The 25136-nt window shown below is 65.0% G+C and carries 26 protein-coding genes and 2 pseudogenes; 6 read left to right on the forward strand and 22 right to left on the reverse strand.

Annotated elements, in window-relative coordinates; genetic code table 11:
* Window positions 1–3 precede the first annotated feature (3 nt).
* The 19 genes from AC1RUK_RS20675 to AC1RUK_RS20765 form a co-directional block, all read right to left on the reverse strand.
* Window positions 4–792, reverse strand: a complete 789-nt coding sequence (locus AC1RUK_RS20675; protein ID WP_481839171.1) for an alpha/beta fold hydrolase — start codon at window positions 790–792, stop codon at window positions 4–6.
* Window positions 793–1821: a zinc-dependent alcohol dehydrogenase gene (locus AC1RUK_RS20680; protein WP_481839170.1), complete on the reverse strand. Its 1029-nt coding sequence runs from the start codon at window positions 1819–1821 to the stop codon at window positions 793–795. It abuts the gene before it with no gap.
* Window positions 1822–1834: 13 nt separating this feature from the next.
* Window positions 1835–2860 (reverse strand): branched-chain amino acid ABC transporter permease, encoded by a 1026-nt coding sequence (locus tag AC1RUK_RS20685; protein WP_481839169.1) that lies wholly within the window; start codon window positions 2858–2860, stop codon window positions 1835–1837.
* Window positions 2857–3720: a branched-chain amino acid ABC transporter permease gene (locus AC1RUK_RS20690; protein WP_481839168.1), complete on the reverse strand. Its 864-nt coding sequence runs from the start codon at window positions 3718–3720 to the stop codon at window positions 2857–2859. The genes AC1RUK_RS20685 and AC1RUK_RS20690 overlap by 4 nt, the downstream gene beginning before the upstream one ends.
* Complete coding sequence (locus AC1RUK_RS20695; RefSeq protein ID WP_481839167.1) at window positions 3707–4435, reverse strand: ABC transporter ATP-binding protein; 729 nt, start codon at window positions 4433–4435, stop codon at window positions 3707–3709. Before AC1RUK_RS20695 ends, AC1RUK_RS20690 begins: the two co-directional genes overlap by 14 nt.
* Window positions 4432–5160: an ABC transporter ATP-binding protein gene (locus tag AC1RUK_RS20700; RefSeq protein ID WP_481839166.1), complete on the reverse strand. Its 729-nt coding sequence runs from the start codon at window positions 5158–5160 to the stop codon at window positions 4432–4434. The genes AC1RUK_RS20695 and AC1RUK_RS20700 overlap by 4 nt, the downstream gene beginning before the upstream one ends.
* A gap of 25 nt (window positions 5161–5185) precedes the next feature.
* The gene (locus tag AC1RUK_RS20705) at window positions 5186–6493 is read right to left on the reverse strand and encodes an ABC transporter substrate-binding protein (protein WP_481839165.1); all 1308 of its coding nucleotides are present in this window, start codon (window positions 6491–6493) and stop codon (window positions 5186–5188) included.
* 71 nt (window positions 6494–6564) lie between these two features.
* A complete protein-coding gene (locus AC1RUK_RS20710; protein ID WP_481839164.1) occupies window positions 6565–7383 on the reverse strand; it encodes an SDR family NAD(P)-dependent oxidoreductase in 819 nt (272 codons plus the stop codon).
* A gap of 66 nt (window positions 7384–7449) precedes the next feature.
* Window positions 7450–8340, reverse strand: a complete 891-nt coding sequence (locus AC1RUK_RS20715) for an intradiol ring-cleavage dioxygenase (protein ID WP_481839163.1) — start codon at window positions 8338–8340, stop codon at window positions 7450–7452.
* Between the two features lie 9 nt (window positions 8341–8349).
* On the reverse strand, window positions 8350–10104 hold the full coding sequence (locus AC1RUK_RS20720) for an FAD-dependent oxidoreductase (RefSeq protein ID WP_481839162.1): 1755 nt from the start codon (window positions 10102–10104) through the stop codon (window positions 8350–8352).
* The gene (locus tag AC1RUK_RS20725) at window positions 10104–11153 is read right to left on the reverse strand and encodes a branched-chain amino acid ABC transporter permease (RefSeq protein WP_481839161.1); all 1050 of its coding nucleotides are present in this window, start codon (window positions 11151–11153) and stop codon (window positions 10104–10106) included. Before AC1RUK_RS20725 ends, AC1RUK_RS20720 begins: the two co-directional genes overlap by 1 nt.
* Window positions 11154–11162: 9 nt before the next feature.
* Complete coding sequence (locus AC1RUK_RS20730) at window positions 11163–12026, reverse strand: branched-chain amino acid ABC transporter permease (protein WP_481839160.1); 864 nt, start codon at window positions 12024–12026, stop codon at window positions 11163–11165.
* Between the two features lie 67 nt (window positions 12027–12093).
* Window positions 12094–12801, reverse strand: coding sequence for an ABC transporter ATP-binding protein (locus AC1RUK_RS20735; RefSeq protein WP_481839443.1), 708 nt, complete (start codon window positions 12799–12801; stop codon window positions 12094–12096).
* Entirely contained in the window at window positions 12798–13514 is a 717-nt protein-coding gene (locus AC1RUK_RS20740) for an ABC transporter ATP-binding protein (RefSeq protein ID WP_481839159.1), read from the reverse strand. Before AC1RUK_RS20740 ends, AC1RUK_RS20735 begins: the two co-directional genes overlap by 4 nt.
* Window positions 13515–13573: 59 nt before the next feature.
* Window positions 13574–14848, reverse strand: a complete 1275-nt coding sequence (locus AC1RUK_RS20745; protein ID WP_481839158.1) for an ABC transporter substrate-binding protein — start codon at window positions 14846–14848, stop codon at window positions 13574–13576.
* Between the two features lie 26 nt (window positions 14849–14874).
* On the reverse strand, window positions 14875–15939 hold the full coding sequence (locus AC1RUK_RS20750; protein ID WP_481839157.1) for a maleylacetate reductase: 1065 nt from the start codon (window positions 15937–15939) through the stop codon (window positions 14875–14877).
* Complete coding sequence (locus AC1RUK_RS20755; protein WP_481840090.1) at window positions 15936–16652, reverse strand: alpha/beta hydrolase; 717 nt, start codon at window positions 16650–16652, stop codon at window positions 15936–15938. Before AC1RUK_RS20755 ends, AC1RUK_RS20750 begins: the two co-directional genes overlap by 4 nt.
* Window positions 16592–17551: a VOC family protein gene (locus AC1RUK_RS20760; protein WP_481839156.1), complete on the reverse strand. Its 960-nt coding sequence runs from the start codon at window positions 17549–17551 to the stop codon at window positions 16592–16594. The genes AC1RUK_RS20755 and AC1RUK_RS20760 overlap by 61 nt, the downstream gene beginning before the upstream one ends.
* Before the next feature lie 3 nt (window positions 17552–17554).
* On the reverse strand, window positions 17555–18463 hold the full coding sequence (locus AC1RUK_RS20765) for a dioxygenase family protein (RefSeq protein ID WP_481839155.1): 909 nt from the start codon (window positions 18461–18463) through the stop codon (window positions 17555–17557).
* Window positions 18464–18555: 92 nt separating this feature from the next.
* On the opposite strand from AC1RUK_RS20765, the gene AC1RUK_RS20770 reads away from it, so the two are divergent.
* Together AC1RUK_RS20770 and AC1RUK_RS20775 are read left to right on the forward strand one after the other, a co-directional pair.
* Window positions 18556–19506: a LysR family transcriptional regulator gene (locus AC1RUK_RS20770; protein ID WP_436171254.1), complete on the forward strand. Its 951-nt coding sequence runs from the start codon at window positions 18556–18558 to the stop codon at window positions 19504–19506.
* Window positions 19507–19592: 86 nt separating this feature from the next.
* A pseudogene (locus tag AC1RUK_RS20775) lies at window positions 19593–19739 on the forward strand (IS630 family transposase); the annotation flags it as partial.
* A 1-nt stretch (window position 19740) separates the two neighbouring features.
* Here AC1RUK_RS20775 and AC1RUK_RS20780 read toward each other — a convergent pair.
* Window positions 19741–20535: a class I SAM-dependent methyltransferase gene (locus tag AC1RUK_RS20780; protein WP_481839154.1), complete on the reverse strand. Its 795-nt coding sequence runs from the start codon at window positions 20533–20535 to the stop codon at window positions 19741–19743.
* Window positions 20536–20618: 83 nt separating this feature from the next.
* On the opposite strand from AC1RUK_RS20780, the gene AC1RUK_RS20785 reads away from it, so the two are divergent.
* Window positions 20619–21179: an EscU/YscU/HrcU family type III secretion system export apparatus switch protein gene (locus tag AC1RUK_RS20785; RefSeq protein ID WP_481839153.1), complete on the forward strand. Its 561-nt coding sequence runs from the start codon at window positions 20619–20621 to the stop codon at window positions 21177–21179.
* Window positions 21180–21285: 106 nt separating this feature from the next.
* Here AC1RUK_RS20785 and AC1RUK_RS20790 read toward each other — a convergent pair whose 3' ends face one another.
* Complete coding sequence (locus AC1RUK_RS20790; protein WP_436171229.1) at window positions 21286–21552, reverse strand: DUF1127 domain-containing protein; 267 nt, start codon at window positions 21550–21552, stop codon at window positions 21286–21288.
* A 126-nt stretch (window positions 21553–21678) separates the two neighbouring features.
* On the opposite strand from AC1RUK_RS20790, the gene AC1RUK_RS20795 reads away from it, so the two are divergent.
* Window positions 21679–23196 (forward strand): winged helix-turn-helix domain-containing tetratricopeptide repeat protein, encoded by a 1518-nt coding sequence (locus AC1RUK_RS20795; protein WP_481839152.1) that lies wholly within the window; start codon window positions 21679–21681, stop codon window positions 23194–23196.
* A 42-nt stretch (window positions 23197–23238) separates the two neighbouring features.
* On the opposite strand, the gene AC1RUK_RS20800 is transcribed toward AC1RUK_RS20795, so the two are convergent.
* On the reverse strand, window positions 23239–23631 hold the full coding sequence (locus AC1RUK_RS20800) for a GFA family protein (RefSeq protein WP_481839151.1): 393 nt from the start codon (window positions 23629–23631) through the stop codon (window positions 23239–23241).
* Between the two features lie 436 nt (window positions 23632–24067).
* On the opposite strand from AC1RUK_RS20800, the gene AC1RUK_RS20805 reads away from it, so the two are divergent.
* Together AC1RUK_RS20805 and AC1RUK_RS20810 are read left to right on the forward strand one after the other, a co-directional pair.
* The gene (locus AC1RUK_RS20805) at window positions 24068–24712 is read left to right on the forward strand and encodes a methyltransferase family protein (protein ID WP_436171218.1); all 645 of its coding nucleotides are present in this window, start codon (window positions 24068–24070) and stop codon (window positions 24710–24712) included.
* A 255-nt stretch (window positions 24713–24967) separates the two neighbouring features.
* Window positions 24968–25131, forward strand: a pseudogene (locus tag AC1RUK_RS20810) (IS481 family transposase); the annotation flags it as partial.
* Window positions 25132–25136 lie beyond the last annotated feature (5 nt).

Below are 25136 nucleotides of genomic sequence, written 5' to 3' on the forward strand. Positions count from 1 at the left end.
CGGTTAGCCGGCGAGAAAATCGCCAATCTTCCTGAGCGTTTCGGGCTTTTCCTGCTGCACGAAGTGGCCGGCATCCTCGACCAGGATCAGCCGCGCATCGGGCAGTGCCTCAACCCAGAGCGGCGCCTGACCGGCTGGCAGCATGCGGTCCTCGGTGCCCCAGACGATCAGCGTCGGGTTGGTGATGCGCGCCAGGAAGCGGCGCAGGTTCGGGTGGCCCATGCCGAACGGCGTCAGCAACCGGCCGAGCGTCTCGCCTTCACGTGCGCGATCGGCGCCGAAGGCTTCCGCGAAAGCGGGGTCCGAACCATCCGGGAAATAGCGCAGGGCCACCGAGACGTCATGTGCCAGATAGGCCGGCAGATCCTGCGGCGCGACCTCGCCGAGATTGGTGGCCGGGTGGGCAGGATCGTTCAGTCCGGCAGGTGCGATCAGGACCACCCTGTCGAAACGCTCGCGCGCCACGCCCGCAAGTTCGCTCGCCATCCACCCCCCCATGGAAAACCCAATGAGATGAGGCTTCTCCGGCAGGTCCAGAATATCGAGCAGGTCCAGATAGTGCAGAACCATGTCGGACATGCCCGCCACATGCGGCGCGGCGCCCGAAAAGCCGAAGCCGGGGTGGCTCGCGCAGAGCACGCGGAAGCGGTCGGCAAGTCCTTCGGCGAAGTCGAAGCCTTCAAGCGTCGAGGCGCCGTGCAGGAACAACACCGGCTTGCCTTTGCCGATGGCCTTCACCACCGTTTTCGTGCCGCCGACATCGCATTCGAGTGTTTCGAACTGAATGGCCATTCACATTTCTCCCCAGACAAGGTCCGGCTTGATCAGCACCTTGCATTGCGTGGTGCGGCGGCGAAGGCTCTCGAATATCTGCGGAACCGGCGAGAGGTCGATCCGATCGGTGATCAGCGCCTGCGGCGCGAAAGGTCCGCCGCGCAGCGCATCGAGCGCGGCGCCGAATTCGTTGCGCTGATGGAAGAAGACCGAGAACAGCAGGCTCACCTCCTTGGTCAGCGCGACGAACGGATCCCATTCGTCGCCGCCGATACAGAGGCCGACGCCGACCACCGTGCCCTGCAGCCGGACCGCCTCGACCGCGGCACCCAAGAGGCCCCGCTTGCCGACGCATTCGAAGACGATATCGGGTGCTCCGCCGCAGAGATCGGCGAGATTTTCGGCCAGCTTATCGCCGGAAAGCGCGAAGCCGGTCGCGCCGAGCGCGAGCGCTCGCTCGCGCTGATGATTGTGGATGTCGGCCACGACCACACGCGAGGCCCCCATCCGCCGCGCCCAGAAGGCGACGAGGAGGCCGATCGGTCCGGCGCCCAGGATCGCTACCCGGTCTCCCGGCTTCATGCCCGAGCGGATCACGCTATGCAGCCCGACCGAGAGCGGCTCGGCCAGCGCACCGTCCTCGAGCGCCACTTCGTCGGGCAGGATATGGCATTGGCGCGCGGCGACGGTCACGTATTCGGCATAGCCGCCGCCGATCAGCACCATCTCGGGACAGCGCGCCGGATCGCCTCGCCTGCAGGCCTCGCAGTGCCCGCAGCCGCGCATCGGCACGACGGCCACGCGGTCACCGTTTCGCAGGCCGGTCACCTCCGCTCCGGTGTCGATGACCTCGCCCGCGAATTCATGGCCGAGGACGAAACCGCCACCGATGCCGAAGGGCGCCGGATCCTCGGTGATGTGGAGATCGCTGCCGCAAATGCCGCAGGCGGCAACGCGCAGCAGGACTTCGTCGGGCGCTGGTGCCGGATCGGGCACCATGCCGATCCGCAGCGGACTGCCGACCGTGTCGAAGATGGCCGCTTTCATGAAATCCTCCCTGTCAGCGATACGGATCGACCAGCTTGCGCTGGATCGGGAACCATGGCGCGTCCCATCGTTTCGAGATCAGGCCCCAGATACCCGAGCGTGCGTATAGCGCCACCAGGAGCGTCATCAGGCCGAGGACGACGAAATAGGTTGCGCCGTACTCGCCGAACCAACGGTCGGCGATGAAGAAGATGAGAGACCCGATCAGGACGCCCTCGATCGACCCGATCCCGCCAACCATCACGATAAAGATCGCGACATTCGCCCACATCGGATCGAAGGCCGAGCCGGGGGTGATCCGCAGCTGCGCCATGAAGTAGATCGCGCCGGCAAGGCCGCACCCGACCGCCGCCGCCACGTAGATCAGGAAGCGCAGCTTGGCGACGTTCACGCCCTGGCTGGCGGCCGCGACCGGATTGTCGCGGATAGCGATCAACGCGAGGCCGAAGCGCGAGCGAAGCAGCCAGTAGCTGCCGCCCAGCGTGAGCAGCAGCATCCCCGCGCAGAGCAGCGACATGGCGACATTTCGCTCGAACGCCGAATAGTCCTTCATCACCCGAAGCGACATGCCGGCGCCGGAATTGACGAGGGGCAGGTTCGAGGCGGTCAGCCGGAAAACCTCGGCCACCACCCATGTGCCGATCGAGAAATACGGACCGTCCAGGCGGTGGAGCAACAGGTAGATCGGCACCGCCAGCGCGGCCGGCACCAGAAGCGAAAGGAAGACCGCCGCGAATGGATCGATGCCGTAAGTCTGCGCCAGCACGAAAAGCGCATAGCCAGAAGCGCCCATGAAGGCCTGCTGGCCCACCGAGACGAGGCCGGCGTAGCCGGCGAGCAGGTTCCACATCTGCGCGACGGCGATATAGCAGCACAACTCCAGCATCGACCGGATCGTTCCGGTCGATGCCCACCACGGCATGGCGGCCAGCCCGATCAACGCCAGCACCGCCAGCGTCATGGCGATGCGGCCCGATGGCGTCTGGCGCTGGACCAAAACCTCGGGCACCTCTGCCGCGGCATAGGGGATCGCACTCATTGTGACGCCTTTCCAAAAAGGCCCTGCGGGCGGGTCGCCAGCATGATCAAGAAGACGATATGTCCGGCGAGCACGCCGAAACCGGGATCGATGCGGAAGCCGATGGCCTGCGAGATGCCGAGCACCATCGAGCCGATGAAAGCGCCCCAGATGGCGCCCATGCCGCCGATGATCACCGCCTCGAAGGCATAGATCAGCTGCGCCGGTCCGTCGGCGGGCGCGACGGTCGACCGCAGTGCCTGGAAGACGGCCGCAAAGCCGAGGATACCGACCGCGGCCGCCGTCGCCATCGCATAGACGGCGCGCGGGTTGATGCCGGTCATCGCCGCTGCCTCGACATCGGCCGAAGCGGCGCGGAGCGCGCGGCCGAAACGCGTGCGCTTCAGCATCAGGTCGAGACCCCAGGTCAGCCCCGTGGCGACCGCAAGCACGATCAGCGGAAGAAGGCCGACATAGATGCCGCCGATCTCGATTGACTGGCTTTCCAGCCCATGGCCCGGCAACGACCGGCTGTTCGCGGACCAGATCTGGAGCATCAGGTTCTGCAACGCGATCGACAGTCCGAAGGTCGCGATCAGCGAGGGCAGCGGATCGCTGCCCACCACGCGGTTCAGCACGGCCTTCTGCAGCACCCAGCCCATCAGCACCGCCAGCGGCACCAGCACGATCAGAACCGGCAGCGGCCCCGGGCCCCAGGCCGTGGCGATCGAGATGCCTATCAGCGACAGCAGGATCACCAGATCGCCATGGCTGATGTTGACGATCCGCATGACGCCGAACATCAACGCCATGCCGAGCGCATACTGGGCATACATGCCGCCCAGCAGGATCCCCTGCACCAAAGCGTCAAACCACTCCATGGCCCGCTCCAAAATAGGCTTTGCCAATCTGCTCGCGCGTGACGTCTGCGGACCTGCCGGTGAGGGTCACACGCCCCTCCAACATGCAGTAGAGACGATCCGAGGCGGACTGGGCGAGGCCCACATCCTGTTCGACCACGATCACCGCCGTGCCGGTGGCGCGGATCTCGGGCAAGGCGGCATAGATCTCGCGGATCACCTTGGGCGCGAGGCCGAGGCTGATCTCGTCGCAAAGCAGCACGCGCGGCTGACAGAGGAGCGCGCGGCCGATTGCCACCATCTGCTGCTGCCCGCCCGAGAGGCTCTGCACCTGGGTGCGGGCCCGTTCCTTGAGGATCGGGAACAGTTGGTGCAAGCGCGGAAGCGTCCATCCGCCCCTGGCGCCCATGCGCGCGGCCTGGTCGATGGCGACACGCAGATTGTCCTCGACCGACATGCCGGTGAAGAGGCGGCGGCCCTCCGGCACGATGGCGACGCCCTTCTGCACCATGCGGTCGGTCGCCGTGCCGCCGACAGGTTCGCCGTTAAGCCGCACCATCTCGCGCGCGACCGGGAGCAGGCCCATGATCGAGCGCAGGAAGGTGGATTTTCCTGCACCGTTCGCGCCGATCAAGGCCACGGCCTCGCCCTGGTGCAGTTCAGTGTCGACGCCGTAGAGCGCCTGGAAATCCCCATAGTGGGCGAGGAGCCCATGGGTGGAAAGAACGGCCGTCATACCTCGATCCCCATATAGACGCGCTGGACCTCGGGCAGCGCAATGACCTCGGCAGGTACGCCTTCAGCGATCTTCTCGCCGAAGTTCAGCACCAACAGCCGGTCGGCCACCGCCAGCAGCGCGTGCAGCACATGCTCGATCCACACGATCGTGATGCCGCGGTCGCGGATGCGGCGCACCAGCGCCACCAGCGCCTTCGATTCATCGTCGGTCAGCCCGCCGGCAATCTCGTCCAGAAGCAGCAGCTTCGGATCCGAGGCCAGGGCGCGCGCCAGTTCCAGCCGTTTGCGGTCGAGCAGCGTCAGTGCGCCCGCCGAGACATTGGCCTTGTCGGAGAGCTCGCAATCGCGCAGCACCTGGGCGCAGAAGGCATAGCTCTTCTTCTCGGACCGGCCGCCGCCGAAAGCGGCGGCGACCAGCAGGTTCTCGAAGGTGGTCATGCCGGAATAGGGGCGCGGAATCTGGTAGGTCCGCCCGATCCCCATCTTGCAGCGCCGGAAAGGCGGCTCGCCGCGAAGCGCCGTGTCGCCGAGCTGGATCTCGCCGCCTGACGCCCGCATGTCGCCGCTGATCATGTTGAACAGCGTCGTCTTGCCGGCTCCGTTCGGGCCGAGGATGCCCAGCACCTCGCCCCGATGCACATCAAAACTCACCTCATGCAGGACGCGGACGGCGCCGAAGGACTTCGATACGCCGCGTGCTTTCAGCAGGATTTCTCTATCCATAGCTCCCTCCGCGTCCCGGCTCATGTCACCAGGCGATCGGCTGAATCGCCTGTTGGGGCGCGAAGAGCTGATTGACCGTGTTGTCGACGATCCTCAGGTCATAGGGCCATTTCTCGCCCTTCACCCACTGGCCGCCGAAGATCGGCGTCTTGCAGATGTTCTTGTGGGGCGAGCCGTCGAACTTGATATGGCCGACCAGCGTCTGCAGATCGGTGGCGATCATCGCGTCGCGGTTCGCCTGGCGGTCGAGCGGATTGGAAGAGCGCTTCAGGATGTCCAGGGCGACCTCGAGCAGGGCATGCGAATAGCCAAGCGGCTGCGTCCACTGCCGCTTCGCATCGGCTTCCCATTGGTCGGCTATGTCGCGGCTGACCTGCCCGGTCAGCGACGATTTGAACGGGAAGGCCGGCGTCCACCAGACCTCCGAGGACATGCCGTTGCCGAGGGGTCCCATCGCCTCGACGCCGCCTGGAAACAGCAGCGCCGCCGCCACCGTCACCGCCTTCGGCTTGAAGCCCTGCTGGTTGCACTGGGTAACGAAGGTCTTGAGATCGTCCGGATAGGTGATGCCGCCGATGATCTCGCAGCCCTGCTTCTTGAACTCGGCGATCTGCGCGGAAAAATCGTTGGTGCGCGGCTGGAAGTAGCCGGGAACCACGACCTCGTAGCCCGCCTTGCGGGTCGGCGCCGGAAGGCCATATTCGTCGTTGCCCCAGGTCTCGCCATCGATGTTCTGGGGAAACAGCATGCCGACCTTCTTGTTGGTCTCCAGATGGTTCCAGAGCCCGACGAAGGTGTTCAGCGCCTCGTCGAGGCCCCAGAAGAAATGATAGGTCCAGTCGAAGGTCTGCTTGCCGCCGCCACGCGGCATGATCACCGCCTGCCAGGGAGCGCCGGAGGAGATGCAAGGCGTCTCATAGAGTTCGGCCTGCTCGGCGGCAGGCAGGATCGTGTCGGTCGTCGACGCCGGAACGAGCAGATGCACCTCTTCGTTCAGGATGAGGTTGCCGGCGATTTCCGATGCCTTGTTCGGATTGGACTGGCCGTCGCGATCGAGGATCTCGATCTCGTAGGTATTGCCGTCGGCCGATTGCAGCTGACCGCCAAGCAAAGCGCGGATCTTCTGCAAGGTGTAGCCGTCCGTCTCGCCGAAGAGGGCGAGCGGACCGGTCGTGGGGCTGAGATAGCCGAGCTTGATCTTCCCCGCCGTCGCGGCGCGCGCATAGCGCGGCATGGCCAGCGTGCTGGCAGCAACGCCGGCTCCAAGCCCTTTCAGCACAGTCCGGCGGTTTGGCCGCAAGCCCGATTTCACCAGTTTGTTGTAGTAGGTCACTGTCGTTTCCTCCCGTTGTCAAAGTCTCCCCGGCCCGCCCTCATTGACGGTGCCGGCCTCAGCTCAATGCTTCAGGTCATCCGCAGCAGCGAACCGCCATCGATGACGATCTGCGAGCCCGTCACGTAGGACGAGGCGGGCGAGGCCAGATAAAGCGCCAGGCCCTTGATCTCTTCCGGATCGCCGATCCGGCCGATCAGCGTCTGGGCCTCGAAGGCCTTGCGGTCCGCCGGATTGCGCAGCCGACCGCCGGCGATGTTGGTGATGAACGGTCCGGGCAGGATGGCGTTGATGCGGATGTTGTAGGCGCCGAGCTCCATCGCCATGTGGCGGACGAGATGGTTCACCGCGGCCTTGGCCGGCATGTAGGGCGTGCCCACGATGCTCTCGTTGATCAGCGAGGCGATGGACGACGTGACGATGATCTGGCCGCCGCCGTTCGGCTTCATGTGCCGGACGGCATGCTTGATCGTGGTGTAGACCGAGGTCAGGTTGATCTCGATCACCTTGTCCCAGTGCTCGTCGGGCAGGTTCTCGATGGCGCCCTCGGGATTCCTTTCGCCCGTCGGGGTGTTGAAGCCCGGCCCGGCGTCGATCCCGGCATTGGCGAACACGACGTCGATCGAGCCCGCCTTCTCGGCCACCTTGTCGAAGGCCTGGGCCATGGCCGCACGGTCGCCGACGTCGACGACCTGGCCCCAGACCTCGCCACCCGCGGCACTGATGGCGGCCACGGTCTTCTCCAGCCCGGCTGGGTTCAGGTCGAAGATGCAGACCTTCGCCCCGTGCTCGGCCATGATCTCGGCATAGGCCTGACCGATGCCGCTGGCGCCGCCGGTGACGATCACCGACTTGCCCCTGACATCGAACATCTTCTCAAGTGCAGCCATCCATTCCTCCCTTTTGCGCAACACCGACCCGCATGCCGACGCCTTCGCGGCGCCCGCAGCGCGCGGTCACCTGGTCTTTTTCCGCGACAGCACGAAATCGAACTCCACGTCGTAGAACGGGGCCGCAACCTCGACCTTGGCGGCTGCTGCAGCGTCCTCGACCTTGCGGAATTCGGCGAGCAGGCTCTTCTTCACGCCGAAGACGGCGTCCGAATCGATATACGGGTCGTCCGGATCGAAGATGTGCGTGGTCAGAGTGTCGAAGCCATCGGCGTCGACGATGTAATGGAGATGCGCCGGACGATTGGGATGGCGTCCCAGAGCGCCCAGCAGCTTGCCGACCGGCCCGTCATCGGGGATCGGGTAGTATTTGGGCTTCACGCCGCGGAACCAATAGCGCCCGTCTGCGCCGGTGCGGAACACCCCTCGCAGGTTGAAGTCGGGCTGGATGCCCTTTTGCTGCACGTCGTAGAAGCCCTCGTCATTCGCCTGCCAGACATCGATCTTGGCTCCTGCGATCGGGTTGCTGTCGGTGTCGAGGATGCGGCCATGCACGAACATGGGCTCGCCCTTCTGGTCGAGGCAGATGTTCGAGCCCATCGGCAATTCGGGCGCATCGGCGACATGGAAGGGTCCCAGCACCGTGGATTCCGAGGCGCCCGACGGCTTCCTGTTGTTGATCGCATCGACCAGCATCGAGACGCCGAGGACATCCGACAACAGGATGTACTCCTGCCGCCACTCGTTGCAGATCTGGCCCGTCTGCGTCAGGAACATGATCGCGCCGAACCATTCCTCCTGTGTCGGCTCGATCTCCTTCACCGCCTCGTGCAGCTTGCGGGTGATGACTTCCATCACCTGGCCGAGCCGCTTATCCCTGGCATTCTTGTTTCGCGCCACGACGATTTCGGCCGAGTTCGCTTCGGTGAAATAGCCGTATTCGTGTTCATCGATCATGGGCATTCCTCAGCGTGCAAGAACGGATTTGAAGACCCGGCGCAGTTCGGCCGCGGGGTCGGACGCCAGGGCCTCTGAGCGCCAGGCGACATGATGGTCGGGGCGGACGATCAGGCAGCCCGCATCGCGGATTTCGCGCGCCCGCGCCCAGTCGCCCGTGTGGTCCTCAACCGCACGACGCGGGCCGATCACATGGGTCCGGATCGGCAAGCCGAATTCCGCGGCGACCGTCTTTGCCGCGGCAAGCCACGCCTCGCCGCCAATGCCGGTCAGCAGTGCGAACTCGCCATGCCCGCAAAGGTCGAGCGTCGAGACCTTCCTGCCCGAGCGCTCGAAGACCCAGACATGCGGCAGGCGCGCGCCCGGCCAGGTCGTGGGCGCATAATGCAGCTCGCGATCCTTCTCGAAGGCTGGCTCAGGCTGGCCGTCGGCCACGACGGCGCCCGACGCATAGCGCTGGTTCATCTCGACGCCATGGGCATCGAACTCGTATTTCTTGAAGGCGATGGCCTTGCGGAGCGCCTCGCGCTGAGCTTCGGCGGCGCTGGTCGCATCGGCGCGAGCCTCCATGTTCCTGTGGATCTTGTCGTGATCCACGCCGCCGTCCATGCCGAGGGACTCGAAGATGGGCCCGAACTCGGCGATCGACTGGTTCGCGCGTGTCACGATCTGGCGCGCGATCGGCGCACGCTCGGCCGAGTAGCTGTCCAGAAGTCCGATCCCCGCTTGCCCCTTGACGATTTTGGCGAGCTTCCAGGCGAGATTGAACCCGTCCTGGATCGAGGTGTTCGAGCCGAGCCCGTTCGAGGGCGGATGCCGGTGCGCGGCATCACCCATGATGAGCACGCGGCCCTTCTGCATCCGCGTGGCGAAGCAGTTGTTCACGGTCCAGGTGTTGGCGCCCAGAAGCTCGATCTCGAGCTTTGGATCGCCGACGAGCTGACGCGCGACCTCGGTGGCCAGCGCCGGCGTCACGTCCGGCGGCGGCTGGTTGATGTCGTAGCCCCAGACGATGAGCCACTCGTTCCACGGCCGCACCATGCGAACGAGACCCATGCCGATCCCGCCGACGTCGGCACCGGGCTGCATGACCCAGTAGAGGACGCTCGGCCGGTGGGCGACGTATTTCGAGAGATCGGCCCTGAACAGGATGTTCATCGAGCCGCCGACGCCCATCTTGCCCTCGAACGGCAGGCCCAGATGCTCAGCCACCAGCGAGTTGCCGCCATCGGCACCGACAAGGAACTTCGACCGTACGGTGAAGTCCTTGCCCGACAGCCGGTCGCGGCAGGTCGTGGTGACGCCGTCCGCATCCTGAACATGGCTGACATATTCGGTGCTCATGCGCGCCTGCGTGCCACGCGCACACGCCGTCTTGAACAGGATCGGCTCCATGAAGGTCTGGGGCAGATCATTCATGAAGGACGGCGACGACAGGAGATGTTCGGCCTTGGAGAGCGGGTCCGTGCCCCAGCTCTTCATCCGGCCGATCTCCTCACCGGCGAGGCTTTCGCAGAACACGTTCTCGCCCATCAGCTCCTGCGGCGAGGCGTGCATCATGGCCTCGGCCTCGACATCCGGCCCGAGGTCGCGAAGCACCTCCATGGTGCGCTGGTTGGTGATGTGGGCACGCGGCGTATTCGACAGCCAGCGGTAGCGGTTCACGACCATGTTGGCGACGCCGGAGCTGGACAGCAGTGCCGCCGTGGCCGAGCCTGCCGGGCCGGTGCCCACGACCAGCACGTCGGTTTCGATATCCGCCATCAAATTCCTCCCTCGAGCTTCGGACCAGCCAGCCTGCGGCGGACCGGAAACAGATGCAGGCCGCTGCGGGCCGAGATCAGCCCCCACAGCCCCTTTGGCGCAAACAGCATCACGACGATGGCGATGAGGCCAAGCGTCATCAGGTACCAGCTGCCGTAGTCGGCCAGCGCCGAGCGCAGCGCAAAGAAGACCAGCACCCCGAGGATCGGACCCTCAATGGTGCCAATGCCGCCGATGACAACGATGAAGATGACGTATGCGGTCCAGTCGGTGACGGCGAAGGCCGCATCCGGCGAGATGCGGGCCGTCTGCAGAAAGATCAGCGCGCCAGTCAGCCCGGTGGCGGCCGCGGCGATGAGAAAGACCGCCCATTTGAGGCGCACGACATCGACGCCCACCGATTGGGCCGCCTCGACATTGTCGCGCACCGCCGCCAGCGCCAGCCCAAGGCGACTGCGCAGCAGCCAGTAGATGCCGCCCGTAACGGCGATGACCAGCACCAGCGCCAGCCAGTAGGCCAGGATGTCGCGCGCAGCGGCTTCGCGTACGCCGAACAGCACCCGGATCGCATCCGTGCCCAGGATGTTGCTCGTCGCCTCGCGCGGCAGCGAGGTGCCGGTGCCCCCGCCGAGCGCCTTCCACTGCGCGACCAGCAGCCGCGTCACCTCGGCGATCACCCAGGTGCCGATGGCGAAATAGGCGCCCTGCAGACGGAAGGCGAAGAAGGCCGTGGGAACGGCCAGCACCAGCGCCGCAAGGCCGCCCAGCAGGATTGCCGGAACCGGGTTCCAGCCCAGCAGGATCACGCCCGCGAACATCGCATAGGCGCCGAGGCCGACGAAGGCCTGCTGGCCCACAGAGACCAGGCCGCCATAGCCCGCCAGCAGGTTCCAGATCTGCGCCAGCGTCAGCATGGTCAGGATGAAGAACAGGTCCTGTATGACGCCGCGGGTGGTCACGGCGGGCAGTGCGAGCCCGGCCAGGATGACAACGAGCACGGTGATCTCCGTGGCAGTTCCGGCGCGGGTTCGGGTCGTCAGCCGATACATGCCACCCCCTCAATCGACCGCGCGCGGGAACAGGCCCCGCGGCTTGAGCAGCATCACTGAGAGGAAGGCGATGTGGCCCGCCAGGATCTGCCATTCCGGATTCACCGCCGCGCCGGCCGTCTGGGCGACGCCGATGATGATCCCGCCTGCGAGTGTGCCCCACAGGCTGCCGAGGCCGCCGATGATCACCGCCTCGAAGGCATAGATCAGCCGCGCTGGCCCGATCGAGGGATCGAAGTTCGCGCGCATGCCGAGATAGAGCGCCGCCAGCGTCACCACGACCATCGCAATCCCGGTGGCGACAGCGAACACCTGCTTCGGCTCGATCCCCATCAGGCCCGCCGTCACGGCGTCGTCCGAAGTGGCGCGGAAGGCACGGCCGAGGGCGGTGTGATAGAAGAGCCCGTTCAAGGCAACGATGGCGGCGATCGCGGATGCAAAGGTCATCAGTGGCATCACCCCCACCGTGACCGGCCCAAGATCGAGCGACGCCCCTTCCAGCGCCCCCGCCGGAATGCGGCGGCTGTCGGCGGAAAAGACCTCGAGCAGCCCATTCTGCAGGGCGACCGACAGGCCGAACGTGACGAGAAGCGGCGGCAGGATGTCCTTGCCCAGCACGCGGTTCAGCACGGCGGCCTGCAGCAGCCAGCCTAGCGCGAACATCGCCGGCATGGCGACCAGGGCGGCGACCCAGGGCGACAGGCCGAGCAACGTGACGCCCATCAGCACCAGATAGGCGGCGAGGACGATGAGGTCGCCATGGGCCAGGTTCACCAGCCGCATGATGCCGAAGACGAGGCTCAGTCCGGCTGCGAACAGCGCATAGAGCCCGCCCAGCAGAATTCCCTGCACAAGAGTGTCCAGCCAGATCATCGGCGCAGCGCCTCGACCAGGCCACAGGCGCGCTGCGCAAGCAGACGATGGAGCTTCGGGCTCATCGTCATGCCGCCTCTCCGAAATAGGCCGTATGGATTTGCCTGCGCGTGACCTCGGCCGCCTTCGCGACCAACGTCACGCGGCCCTCCATCATGCAGTAGACACGGTCGGCCACAGCCAGCGCCTTGCCGATATCCTGCTCCACCACCATGATCGCGGCGCCGCCCTCGCGCACCTTGGGAAGCGCGGCGTAGATATCGCGGATGACGACGGGCGCGAGGCCGAGGCTGATCTCGTCGCAGAGCAGCAATTCGGGGTTCGACATCAGCGCCCGGCCGATCGCCACCATCTGCTGCTGGCCGCCCGAGAGGGCCGTGCCGGGGCTCTTGCGCCGCTCGCGAAGGACCGGGAAGAGATGATAGACCGCGTCGAGGCTCCACGGTCCCGGCGCCTTGCGCATCTGCCCGCCGATCAGGAGGTTTTCCTCGACCGTCAGCGAGGCAAAGAGCCGGCGTCCCTCGGGCACCATGGCGATGCCGCGCTTCATGATTTCGGCTGGGGAAAGCGCGCCAATGGGTTCGCCCCGATGCATCACCATGGCGGCCGCGTTGCGGATCACACCCGCGATCGAGCGCATCAGGGTGGATTTTCCGGCGCCGTTGGCGCCGATGATCGCCACGCATTCGCCTGCGGCCACGGTGATATCCACGCCGAACAGCGCTCGGAACTGGCCGTAATTCGCGGTGAGGTCGCGGGTTTCGAGCAGCATCAGACCTCGAGCCCCAGATAGATTTCCCGAACCTCTTTCGAGGCCATGATCTCGTCAGGTGCGCCGATCCCGATCACGCGCCCGAAGTCCAGCACGAGAAGCCGCTCGACCACCGACGTCAGGGCATGCAGAACATGCTCGATCCAGATGATCGTGGTTCCTTTCGCGTGGATGGCTCGGATCGTCGCGACCAGGGCCTTGCATTCGCCCTCCGTCAGACCGCCGGCGATCTCGTCCAGAAGCAGAAGCTCGGGTCCCGTCGCCAAGGCGCGGGCGAGCTCCAGGCGCTTGCGATCGAGAAGGCTCAGCGATCCGGCCACGGTGTTGGCCTTCCTGAGAAGCTCGGTCTGCTCGAGGATACGCGCGCAGTCTTCGACCATCTCGGCCTCGCGTCCACCCCGGCCGAAGGCGGCGGCAGTCAAGAGGTTTTCGAACACGGTCAATCCCTCGAAGGGCTGCGGGATCTGGAAGCTGCGGCCAACGCCCATGCGCACACGCTCCATCGCCGGAGCACGGGTCACGTCACGGCCGAGGAATTCGATGCGGCCCTCATTCGCCAGCAGATTGCCGGTGATCAGGTTGAAGAGCGTCGACTTTCCTGCCCCGTTCGGGCCGATGATGCCCAGGGCCTCGCCGCGCGGCACCGTGAAGGTCACGGAATCCGCAACCTTCAAGGCCCCGAAGGACTTCGAAACGCTTTCCAGCCTGAGTATCATCACCGTCATCCTCGGGGGCGCGCTGGACGAGGGCGGCGCATCCGCCGCCCTCGCGAGCGTCAGGCCAGGGCTTCCATCTTGCCTGCGGTGGGAATCTCGGGGGCGCCGGCGTTTTCAACGATCACCAGATCGAAGCCGCCGCCGGCCTTCTTCCGCCACTGCCCGCCGACGAGCGGCGTCTTGCAGACGTTCTTTGCGGCGAAGGGCGGTAGCCCCGCACCGCTCCAGGCCACTTTGCCCACCACGGTCGTCATGTCGGTGGCCGCTATGGCCGTCGCGATCGCCTCGGCATTCGTCGGATCCGAAACGCGCCCCATGACATTGGCCGCCACCTCGAACAGCGAATGGACAAAGCCGATCGGCTGGGTCCAGGGACGCCCGGTCTTCGCGGTGAAATCCGCCGCGAGTTCGGCCGAGCTCTCGCCCGTCACCGACGACTTGAACGGATGCGAGGCCGACCACCAGACCTCGGACGAAAGGTTGTGGCCGGCATCGCCCAGCGTCTCGACCGATTGCGGGAAGAGGATCGCCTTGGCCACCGTCACCGCCTTGGGCTTGAAGCCCTGCTGGCGGGCCTGGTTCCAGAAGGTGGTGAAGTCGGGTGGGATGACCACACCGGTGGCGATCTCGACATCGGCCGACTTGAAGGCGTTGACCTGCGCAGTGAAATCGTCCGAGAGGTTCTGATAGCGACCGGGATCGGTAAGGCTGAAGCCGGCGGCATCGAGACCGGGCCTCAGCCCGTTCTTGGGGTCGCCCCAGGCATTGCCGTCAGCGTCGTTCGGGAACAACCCGCCAACCTTGCCGTTAGTGGAAAGTTGCTTCCACATGCCGGTGTAGACGGCGATGATGTCTTCGAGACCCCAGAAGTAATGATAGGCGAACTCGAAGGGCTTCCACGAGGCCGGATCGGCCGGATTGCCCTGCTGGCCGATGAACCAGGGCTGCCACGGCGCCATGGTCGAGATGACAGGCACGCCCTCCGCCTCGCAGGTGGTGGCCACCGGGTTGGTGTTTTCGGGCGTGGAGCCGACGAGCATCAGGTTGATCTCATCGTCGACGATCAGGCTCTTGGCCACCTCCGCCGCGCGATTGGGGTTCGACTGGCTGTCCTTGACGATGATTTCGAAGTTCTTGCCCGCCTCGGAAGCGAGGAAAGCCTTGATGTTGTAGGCATCGCTCTCCGCGAAGCCGGCGAGCGGCCCTGTCTGCGGCGAAACATAGCCCAGGCGGATCTTGGCGCCCTGCGCGATGGCCGGCGTCGCCAGCCGCGAACCGGCGAGCGTCAGGCCCGTCGCCGCCGAGGCTTTCAGTAGGCTGCGTCTTGTAATCATCTGCTTCTCCTCCCTCTTCCCTTTTCTCAGCCCCCCGGACGGCGCCCCTCGAACGCCGCCTGGAGGAGTTCCCTTATCGATCCCGGGTCGATCGGCCTCGGGTTCGCATAGGCATTCTTCAGTGCGATCGCAGCCGCGCGGTCGAGATCGGCTTCCCGGATGCCGATCTCCTTCAGGCTCAGCGGAGAGCCGACCGACCGCGCAAAATCCCAGAGCCCGCCGCCCGCCGAGCCACCACCGAATGCTTCGGCGATCGGTCGCAGCAGATCGGGGACCGCGGCTTCGTTGTAGGCGGTGGTATAGGGCAGCAGGATTGCATGGGTTTCGGCGTGCGGCGTGTCGAACGAACCGCCGAAGACATGCGCCAGCTTGTGGTGCAGCGCCATCGAGACGTAGCCGAGCGCGGTCGAGCAGCACCAGGCCGCATAGAGCGCCTGCGCCCGCGCTCCGCGGTCCTGCGGATCGTCGATCAGCCGCGGGATACCATCGCGGAAGGCAACCATGGCATCCTTGCACATCAGCACGACCACAGGATTGCGGTCGGGGGCGTAGAAGGTCTCCATCGCGTGGGCGATCGCATTCATCGCCGAGGTGACGGTGAGGCCGGCCGGCAGGCTCAACGTCAGGTCGACGTCGTAGATCACGGTCTCGGGGCGGATGTCCGGCGAGCGGCGGGTGGTCTTTTCGCCGGCCGCCGTCTCGCCGAGGATGTCGGTCATTTCCGAGCCGGCATAGGTGGTCGGGATGACCACCTGATCGGCGCCGGTGCGGACGGCGATGGCCTTGCCGAGCCCGGTGGTCGAACCGCCGCCGAGGCTGACGACCGCCGAGGCCCCGCTGGCGCGGAAGGCTTCGACGGCCTTCTCCGTCACCTCGACGGGCGTATGCATGACAGCGCCGGCAAAGATCCCGGCGGCGAGGTCGCCAAGGCTTGCGGCCAGCCTTTGCGCATCGGCCTCCTGATGCGGCGTCGAAAGCACCAGCACCTTGTCATGGCCAAGCCGCCGGACTTCCTCCCGGGCGCGCGCCATGGTGCCCGAGCCGAAGACCACTCGTGTCGTAAGGCCCGGAAAGGTGAAATTGTCCATCATCGCGCCGCCTCCATGCGCGGGCCCCGTCCGACGGACAGGTCCGCCAGGATCGTGCCCAGCATCGCGATCTCGGCATTCGAGACCTCGTGGCTCCGGCCGGGGAACAGATCGGCCCGCAGGCGCGCGCCACTGCTGCCCAGCGACTGCGCGGCATCGGCAAAGGCCGAGACCGGAATCCAGGGATCGGCATCGCTGCCGGAGAGATAGACCGGCACACCGGCCGGTACGGCTTCGGATCGTGCATCCTCGGGGACACCGACGCGGCAACCAGTGAAGGCCGCCAATGCGTCCGGTGGTGGAAGGCCCGCACAGAGATACTCGATCGAGAGGCACGCCCCTTGCGAGAAACCTGCCAGAAGCAACGGACGTCCAGGCAGCTCCGCGCGAGCCGCGGTTACGGCAGCTGCAAGGTGGTCGAGTGCGTCGGAAAGCTGCGCGCGGGCGACCGGCGTCAACGGGTCGACGGCGCGCGCCTCCCACCACGCGCCGAGCGGTGCGCGCGGCAGGACGAAGGCTACAGCCGGCGCGGAAAGCCGAGCCAGCACGTCGGACTGCATCTCCTCCGGCGATTGGCCGCGGCCGTGAACGAAGACGCAGATCGCCTTCGCCTCAGAACCTCTGGACCCAACCCTGAGCGGACCGCTGCCTGAGCTCACACGAAGTCCGCCTGTTCCAGTCCGGCCTGCAGTTCGCCCTCGCGGTCCTTGAACCACGGCGGGAAGACCAACGTCTTGCCGATCTGGCCCGGGGGCTCGTCCTTGGCCCAGCCTTCCGGCGTGGTCCAGGCAAGTTCGAACAGCGCGCCTCCGGGCGAGCGGACATAGCAGGACTTGAAGTAGTTGCGGTCCTTCTGCTCCGATATGTCCGTGAAGCCGAGGCCCTCGATATGAGCGCGCAGCTTCAACTGGTTCTCTTCGTCGCCCGTGTTGAGGGCGAGGTGGTGGATCGTGCCGCCCGCCAGCGTCCATGTGCCCTGCTGGTTGTCGCGGTCGACAATGACCTCCACACGCTGTGCGACGCCGGTCGCGTCGGGCACGCGGAACACGAGCCCCTCGTGGTTGTCGGCCTCTTTCTCCAGCGGCAACGCAATGGTCAGGAAATCGTCCATGGCGGTGCGGTCCATCACCGCCACCACGGCGCCGTAGATTCCCTTGATGCCGTGGGCCTTGCCGATACCCTGCGCCTCGTTGGTGATGGGCGCGCGCGGATCGCTGTCGCTTTCCACCAGCTCATGCGGAATGCCGCAGGGATGTGCGAAAGCCGCACGGTCGGCGCCAAAGCGTGTGATCTTGATAGCCTCGATGCCGCGCGCGTTCAGCCGGTCCACCCAGAAATCCGCAGCCCCCTTGGGGATCGACTGCATGATGGTGCGCGACTGGTTGGTCCCGCGGCGGCCGTAGACGCCCGGCTTGCGGAACGGGAAGGTGGTGATGATCGTCGAGGCATCGCCGTCGGGCGAGCCATAATAGAGGTGGTAGACAGGTATTACGCCGTCGAACAATACGGTGCGCTTCACCGAATGCAGGCCGAGCGCCTTGGTATAGAAATCAAAATCTTCCTGAGCGCCGTCCGTCGACAGCGTCAGGTGGTGGTAGCCGCTGACACGTGCCATCGGTCATCTCCTCCCAGAGGTTTCGGTTTCGCCCCGCCGCTGCGGGCAGAGCACGAGGTTGAGGTCGAGCGCGTGCTTCCGCTTTCCTCCATTGGGCGGCAGTGCACGGAACTCGGCCATGAGTTCGGGTTTGACCCCGAAGATGGCATCCCGGACGATTGCGGGGTCCGACCGGTCGAAGATGTGGGTCGTCAGCGTTTCGAAGCCTTCCGCCGAGACGCGAAAATGGATGTGGGCCGGCCGCTCCAGGCCAAGGCCAAGCGCTGACATCAACTGACCGACCGGTCCGTCCGACGGCAGCGTGTAACCCTTCGGCTTCACCGTCATGAAGCGGAAGCGTCCCTGCGGATCGGTGCGGAAGCGTCCGCGCAGGTTGAATTCCGGCTGCCTGTCCGGCTCCTGGTTCTCGTAGAGACCCTCGGCATTGGCCTGCCAGATCTCGACCATCGCATCGCCGATCGCATCGCCGTCGAGCGCGACGATCCGGCCCGTAACCTCCAGCGGCTCGCCCTTGTGATCGCGCGAGATGTTCCCGTCGAGCGGCATCTCGGGCACGTCGGCCCGGTAGAAGGGTCCGGCCAAGGTGTTTGGGGTCGCCCCGTCGGGGCGCGGGCTGTTCTGATCCTCGATCAGCGAGGACACACCGAGGACATCGGCAAACAGCACCCATTCCTGGCGCCGCGCATCGGCGTAGTGGCCGACCTCGGTCAGAAAATCGATCGCCTGCCGGAATTCCTCGCCAGAGGGTCGCAACTCCACGATCAGCGCGTGCAAACCATCCACGGCGGCCTGCGCCGCCGCTGCCAGGCGGGACTGGCCGATTGCCGCCAGACGCCGCGAGAATTCCTCGGCCTGCGTCGAGATCATCTTGGGGAATTCATCCCCTTGCGGGCCGTCGTGCTGGCCGTCCATCCGCCGGGACCTCCCTTCCCCTTGCCAAACGGGATAGCACGGCCCGACGCGGTGCTTGATGAGATGTGGCGCCCCTTGTATAGCGTTTTGCTATGAAGCTGAACGAGCGCCACCTCATGCAGCTCGCCGCGGTGCTGGATGCCGGCGGCGTGTCGGAAGGAGCCGCCATGCTGGGCCTGACCCAGCCTGCGGTCAGCCGATCGCTTGCCATGCTGGAGGCAAGGGTGGGCGAGCCGCTCTTCCTCAAGGGCCGTCGACCGCTGCAGGCGACACCGCTCGGCTTCCAGCTGGCGGCGCAAGGCCGCACGATCATCACTGCCTCGCGCAAAGCGTCGGATGCGGTGCAGGGCTTCATGAAAGGGACGAAGGGCATTGTCCGTGTCGGCGGCGTGCCCTTCTTCATGGATGCGATGATCAGCCGGATGATCGGAGAATTCCAGAAGCTCGAACCCGACGTCACCGTCCAGCAAAGCTATATGAACCTGCCCGAGATGGTCGCGGCGCTGGAGAGCAACCAGATCGACCTCGGGATCGTGCCGATCGGCGTGCTCGACCTCGGACCCGGCTTCGAATTCACCGAGATCCTGCCTGGACGCAACGTCGTAGCTTGCCGGCCCGACCATCCACTGCTGCGCAATCGCCGCCTCAGGGCGCATGACCTGACCAGCTTTCCCTGGGTGGCCCCCCTGCCCGGCTCCCCGCTGATGTCGGACCTGCAGATGATCCTGATGAGCATCGGCATGTCGGACCTGAACGTTCGCTATTCGGGAGGCTCGCTGATGAGCGTGATCAACTTCCTTGCCGAAACCGATGCGCTGGCCGTGCTGCCATTCTCCGTGGTCTTCGCGCAACGCAAGGAGAACCGGGTGACGGTGCTCCCCTATGAAATCCCGCAGCCCAGCCGCTCACTCGGCATCCTGCGCCGGGTGGGCGGGCCACGCTCGCCCGCGGCAGAGCGCTTCGCGGGCCACGTCACGACCGCCTTCGAGAATCTGAAGCACATCATCAAGCGGCATGAGAATGCCGTCGTCTGGGGGCGTTAGCCGGGTATTCGCGCTTACTGTCGGAAATACCGTCAAACTCCAGCGCCTGAATCGCAGGCTGAAGCGCTTCTTCGCCAAATTAACCCAAGCGCGGCGTGTTCCACTCGATCGTCGAACTCCAGGTGGTGGCGGAAACCAAAGCATACCAGCGTCCCTTCCGGTGGACAAAGGATCCGGACAGGATCATTGCCGCCGTCAGGCGCGGACACCAGGCATTGGATTCGCTCCACTAGACTAGCGCCGACCGCTGGCGATCATGACCTCCACCTCGATTCCGATCGGCCCGCCCGTGTCGCCGAGGTCCCGCCGGATCTCCTCGCGCACGGCGCGGCGCACCTCCTCGGGCAGCGCGACCAGTGCCTGGCCGGTGGATGCGCCACCCAGCTCGAACGGCGCGAAATAGGTGTCGAAGGACGGCAGCACAAAAGTGTGCTTCTCGATGTTTGTCTCGATGTCCACGAAGCCAGCCTGACTGAAGTGCAACTTTAGACGTGCCGCATCGCCGAGCGCGAAGGTGCGAGCGGTGGCCTCGGCCAAGCTTGGCATATACCGAGCCATAACGACGTTGATCCGGCCGTTATAGGAGCGGTCCGGCACCGTGGTAACCGAGACTGCCGCGCGCCCGCCGGGGCGGAGCACGCGACGGAACTCCGAGAGGCCTCGCACCGGGTCGGGGAAGAACATCAGCCCGAGGCTACACAGCACCGCGTCGAAGCTCGCGTCGGGGAAGGACAGGGCTTGGCCGTCCTCGACCGCCACGGAGGCGTTTGATGCCTTGCTCAGGCGCCGACGCGCCTTCTCGACCATCTCGGCCGAGAGGTCGGCGGCCACGATGGAGCCCTCAGGTCCGACGACGGCTAGGGCAGCCTCGGCCGCAATTCCAGTGCCGGCGGCGACATCGAGGACGGACTGGCTTGGTGCGAGCCTCGCCGCGCGCAGCACGAACGGCACGAAGTGGGCGGAGACGTGCGAGAATGCACGATCGTACTCGGCGGCGGCCTCCGCCTTGTAGGTCAGTTCGTGGGCCATTCTCTTCTCCCGCTCCATCCCGGCGATCGTCCGCTATACTCCGAAGCATCCCCTCGCTGCTGGCAAGCCTGTTCGTCTTCATCTTGATCGCGTGGCTACAGCCGCTCTTCGATGCGCCAGGCTGCGGTCCGTCATGCCTGGAGCCGATCATCAAGGCGGTGCTGGTACCTCTTGGTATCGCCGCCGCCCTGGCCTTTGTCGCCATCGGCGTGATCGATGTTCCACTTCAGCGCTGGCTGTTCCTTCGCGACATGCGCATGACGACAACCGAATACAAGCGTGAGCACAAGGATCTCGAAGGAGATCCCTTGATCCGCCATGAACAGCAGCGACAGCGGCGCGAGGCGGTGATGCAACCCGCGAAGCTGGGTGTGAAAAATGCGGTCATCGTGTTCGTGTCCGGCGACCGTGCCGTGGCGTTGCGTTACGTCAAGGGCGAAACGCCGGTGCCGACGGTCGTCGGCAAGGGCCAGGGCCGGGCGGCCGACGAGATAATGGCTCAGGCGCGCCAGGCGGGCATCCCCGTGATCGAGGATGCGGCCGTCGCCGAACCACTCTTCGAGAGTTCGAACACCGGGTCTTACATCGGCCAGCAAATGTTTTCGCCGGTTGTTCGCCATCTCGTCCGGCACGGGCTCACTTGAGGCGAAATCCCGCGGTCGTGCTTCAGTTCCCGATTCGGAAGCGAACCTCGATGCGAACGCCTGTGCGAGGTTGGCGCCGCGATCCGGCGTCTTTGCGGCATTCGCCCTATCCTTGCCAGAAGGGCTTGGCGAGCTCTGCCTCGACCTGCCGTTTCGTCAGACCGATATCGTCGATCAAATGGGGATTGTCCTTCGACATTTGCTCCAGTTCCCAGCGAAAGCGTATCCGCTCGCGCCAGGTCCGATCGCGCCAGGTCGCGACAATGCTTCGCAGGGTCGCCAGGCTGTAGCGCCGACGCGACACTTCCGCCAGCCGCACAGGCGTTCCCGGCCGCGCTGCCTGATGCGGGGCCGACGCAAGGGTATTGTTCATGGCAACCTCCTATGGTTTGAGGGTCTGGGGGCCCTCGACCTGAAAGAGGTTGAATTCTGCAGGATACGAACAGCGTCGTAATTAAGCTCTCCCAAATAGTTCTCAAAACTTCCAAACGGGCTATAGATGCGCCGTATGCAGGGATCGCGCTTTGCCTTTGGTCCGTTCGTGCTTGATTCCGGTGCGGGAACGCTGCTTCGGAACGATGTTCCCGTTGCCGTTGGCTACCGCGGGCTGAAGCTGCTTGCGGCGCTCGTCGGACGGCCAGGCGAGATCCTGGGCAAGGCCGAGTTGATGGACGCGGCGTGGCCTGGCACGGCCGTCGAGGAAGGCAACCTCACCGTCCAGATCGCGCAGCTGCGCAAGCTGCTTGGTCCGCCCGCTGACGGCGGTGAATGGATCGCCACGGTTCCGCGCGTCGGCTACCGCTTCACAGGGGTCACCGAGCAGCTCGGTGGCGCGAAGCGAAAACCTTTGCCGCTGCCCGACAAACCATCGATAGCCGTGCTGCCCTTCGTCAATTTCAGCAACGATCCCGAGCAGGACTCCTTCGCGGATGGGTTGACCGAAGACCTGATCACCGACCTGTCGAGGATCTCCGGCCTGTTCGTCATCGCGCGCAACTCGACCTTTGCCTACAAAGGGAAGGCGATGGACGTGCGCGGGATCGCCGAAGACCTTGGCGTGCGCTACTTGCTGGAGGGTAGCGCGCGACGCGCCGCGGGGCGCGTGCGCATCAACGCCCAGCTGGTCGACGCGGTGAGTGGCGAACATCTATGGGCGGAACGCTTCGATCGCAGCCTGGAGGATATCTTCGCCGTTCAGGACGAGGTGACGGCCAAGATCGTCGAGGCGTTGCTCGGCCGGCTGCGCGCGCCGCCGCCGCGCAATCGGCCCAACAATCTCGAGGCTTACGATCTCTGCGTGCGGGCGCGCAAGCTGATCGAAGATTCGCCGCAGACGGCGCGGGAAGCGCATCTGATGCTGACGCGCGCGGTTGCGCTCGATCCGGAATACGCCGAGGCCTATCGCTGGCTTGCCATGAACCACTGGATGGGATGGGTGCATTGGGGCGAACCCGTTGAACCCAACCGTAGCGTTTCTTTGGAACTGGCGCGCAAGGCTGTAGCGATCGATCCCAACGATGCCGGCTGCCACTGGGTACTGGCCAACCTGCTTGCCTATGAGCGCAGATTCGCCGAGGCGGATGCGGAATTCGCCAAGGCGTTCGAGCTCGACCCGAACGAGGCCGACGCCTGGGCGACATTGTCCGACATCGCGGTCTTGGCCGGGCGGGTCGAGGAGGGCCTTGAGCACATTCGCAAGGCGTTCCGGCTGAACCCGTTTCCGGCAGGTTGGTACTATCTGATGCTCGGCCAGGCGCAATATGCGGCGCGCGAGTACGAAGCCGCTGTCGAGACACTTCGCAGGGACGAGACTTATCGGACAAGCTCACGCCGTTTCCTGGCGGCAAGCCTTGCCCAACTGGGCCGGCTCGACGAGGCGCACGCAGAGGTTGAAATGTTCCTCGTCAGCAACCCGCATTTCACAACCCGCCACTGGGTCATGACGGAGCCATTCCGCGACGCTGCGACGCTCGAGCATTTCGTCGATGGCTTCCGCAAGGCCGGCCTTCCGGAGTGACGTGCCGCGTGAATGGCGCCTTCGCGCGGTCGTTCGTGCGACCTACTCCTCAAAGCGACTAGTGGCGTCACGGTCGCGCTGGTATCGTCTCGTGAGCGGAAACGGCGGCAACCAGGACTCGCGACGAACGGTCCAGAGTTCATAGGTTGGCGTCAGCTGGTCAGGGGCATCCAGGGATCCCAGGTGCACCTCGATTTCGTCCGCGGTGCGTGCGAAAACGGACGAGCCACAGCGCGGACAGAAAAACCGCCCGGCGTAGTCGCGTGTTTCGCCATCGATCGTCACTGCATCCTGAGGGAATACTGCCGCGGCGTAAAAAAGGGCGCCATGATGCTTGCGGCAGTCGAGACAATGGCAAATGCCGACCCGGTATGGACGTCCCGACGCCACAATTTTGACGTTGCCACAGAGGCAACCGCCGGTGAATCGGTCCATGCTGCGTCTCCTCTAAGATCAGGCGGCCAGAATGGCTACAACGAGCAGCACTGTCATTGCAATTGCCCGCTGCGGGCGGAGACGCGCCGTTCTTCCGTCGCGGGCGATGGTGATCGTTCGTTGAACGGAACGCCTTTGGGATTGGGACCAGGGCTCAGAACATCCCTTGACGAAAAACTGCTGCCCCGCCTTGCGCGACCGGAAGCATGCTTGGCGGCATACTGGGCGAATGGGCGAAGGGCGTCCCGGAAAAGGACCTGTCGCTGCCAGATCGAAGCCCTGCCCGGGTACCGACCGCCGTTGACCGCCGGCTTACAATTTCGTAAGATTAGCAAATGCTGATGAACGTCTCGCCAAGTGCCGGCAGAAGGGCGAGTGCCCAGCAGGCAACGGCTTTTACCCTGTCAGCGGGCCCGACAGAGTCACGCGAAACGCGATGAGCTACGCCCCCCTCAAGCCAACCCTCAAGCCAACACAAAAGGCGTTCGACCAGCACAAGCGGTTGCTTGTTGTTCAGATAGCAGCCGTCGCGGCCACAACGCTGCTGCTGTTTACCGAGCCGTTTCTGGCCGAAGGATCGAGAGGCCACGAGTTTGGCGAACTGCTCGGCTTTAGCCTCGTGCTCATCTGCGTCGCCGGCCGCCTCTGGAGCATTCTCTACGTTGGCGGCAAGAAGAACAAAGAGTTGGTTTCCGCTGGCCCATTTTCCATGACGCAGAATCCGCTCTATTTCTTCTCCACGGTCGGAGCAGTGGGAATCGGATTCATGTACGGATCCATCCTGGTGGCAGCAGCACTTGGTCTGGCCAGCTTCATTGTTTTCCGGGTGACGGCGCGCAAGGAGGCCGAGTTCCTGCTGGGAACGTTTGGCCCCGCCTATACGGCCTATGCGGCGCGAACGCCGCGGTTCTGGCCGAATCCGTTGCTGTTTCGTGACGAGCCGGAACTGGTGTTCTCAACGCGTGCGTTGAAGCAGACATTTTATGACGGTCTCTATTTTCTTGCCGTCTTCCCAGCGATCGAAGCCGTCGAGCATTTCAGGATCGGCGGCTTTCTGCCGACGCTCTTTACCCTTTATTGATCGGGGCCCGATCCATCCCGATAGAACGCGATGGAGCTCTATCGTTTATTCGACGATGATCTTCTCCGAACCGTAAGTCAGCGCAGCAATACCGGCGCTCCACGTTTCGCCCGGATGCTCGATTACTTGCTTTGATGGCGCATCCTCCGAATCAAAGGATACGCTATGAGCCAGGTTTCATGGGAGCGCCACGACGACAGAGGCGGTCCGTCGAGCGATACAGCATAGTCATGTCTGGACGGCACCCGGCCAGATCTGCGCCAGCATCTCGCCGACTTCGTCCAAGCCTATAACTTCGCGCGACGCTTGAAGACCCTCAAAGGCCCCGCCCTTACGAGTTCATCTGCAGGGCTTGGGCCGCAGAGCCCGAGCGGTTTACACTCGATCCGCTCCAGCAAATGCCGGGATTGAACGTCTAGAGCGT

It is taken from the genome of Mesorhizobium monacense (assembly GCF_056781675.1).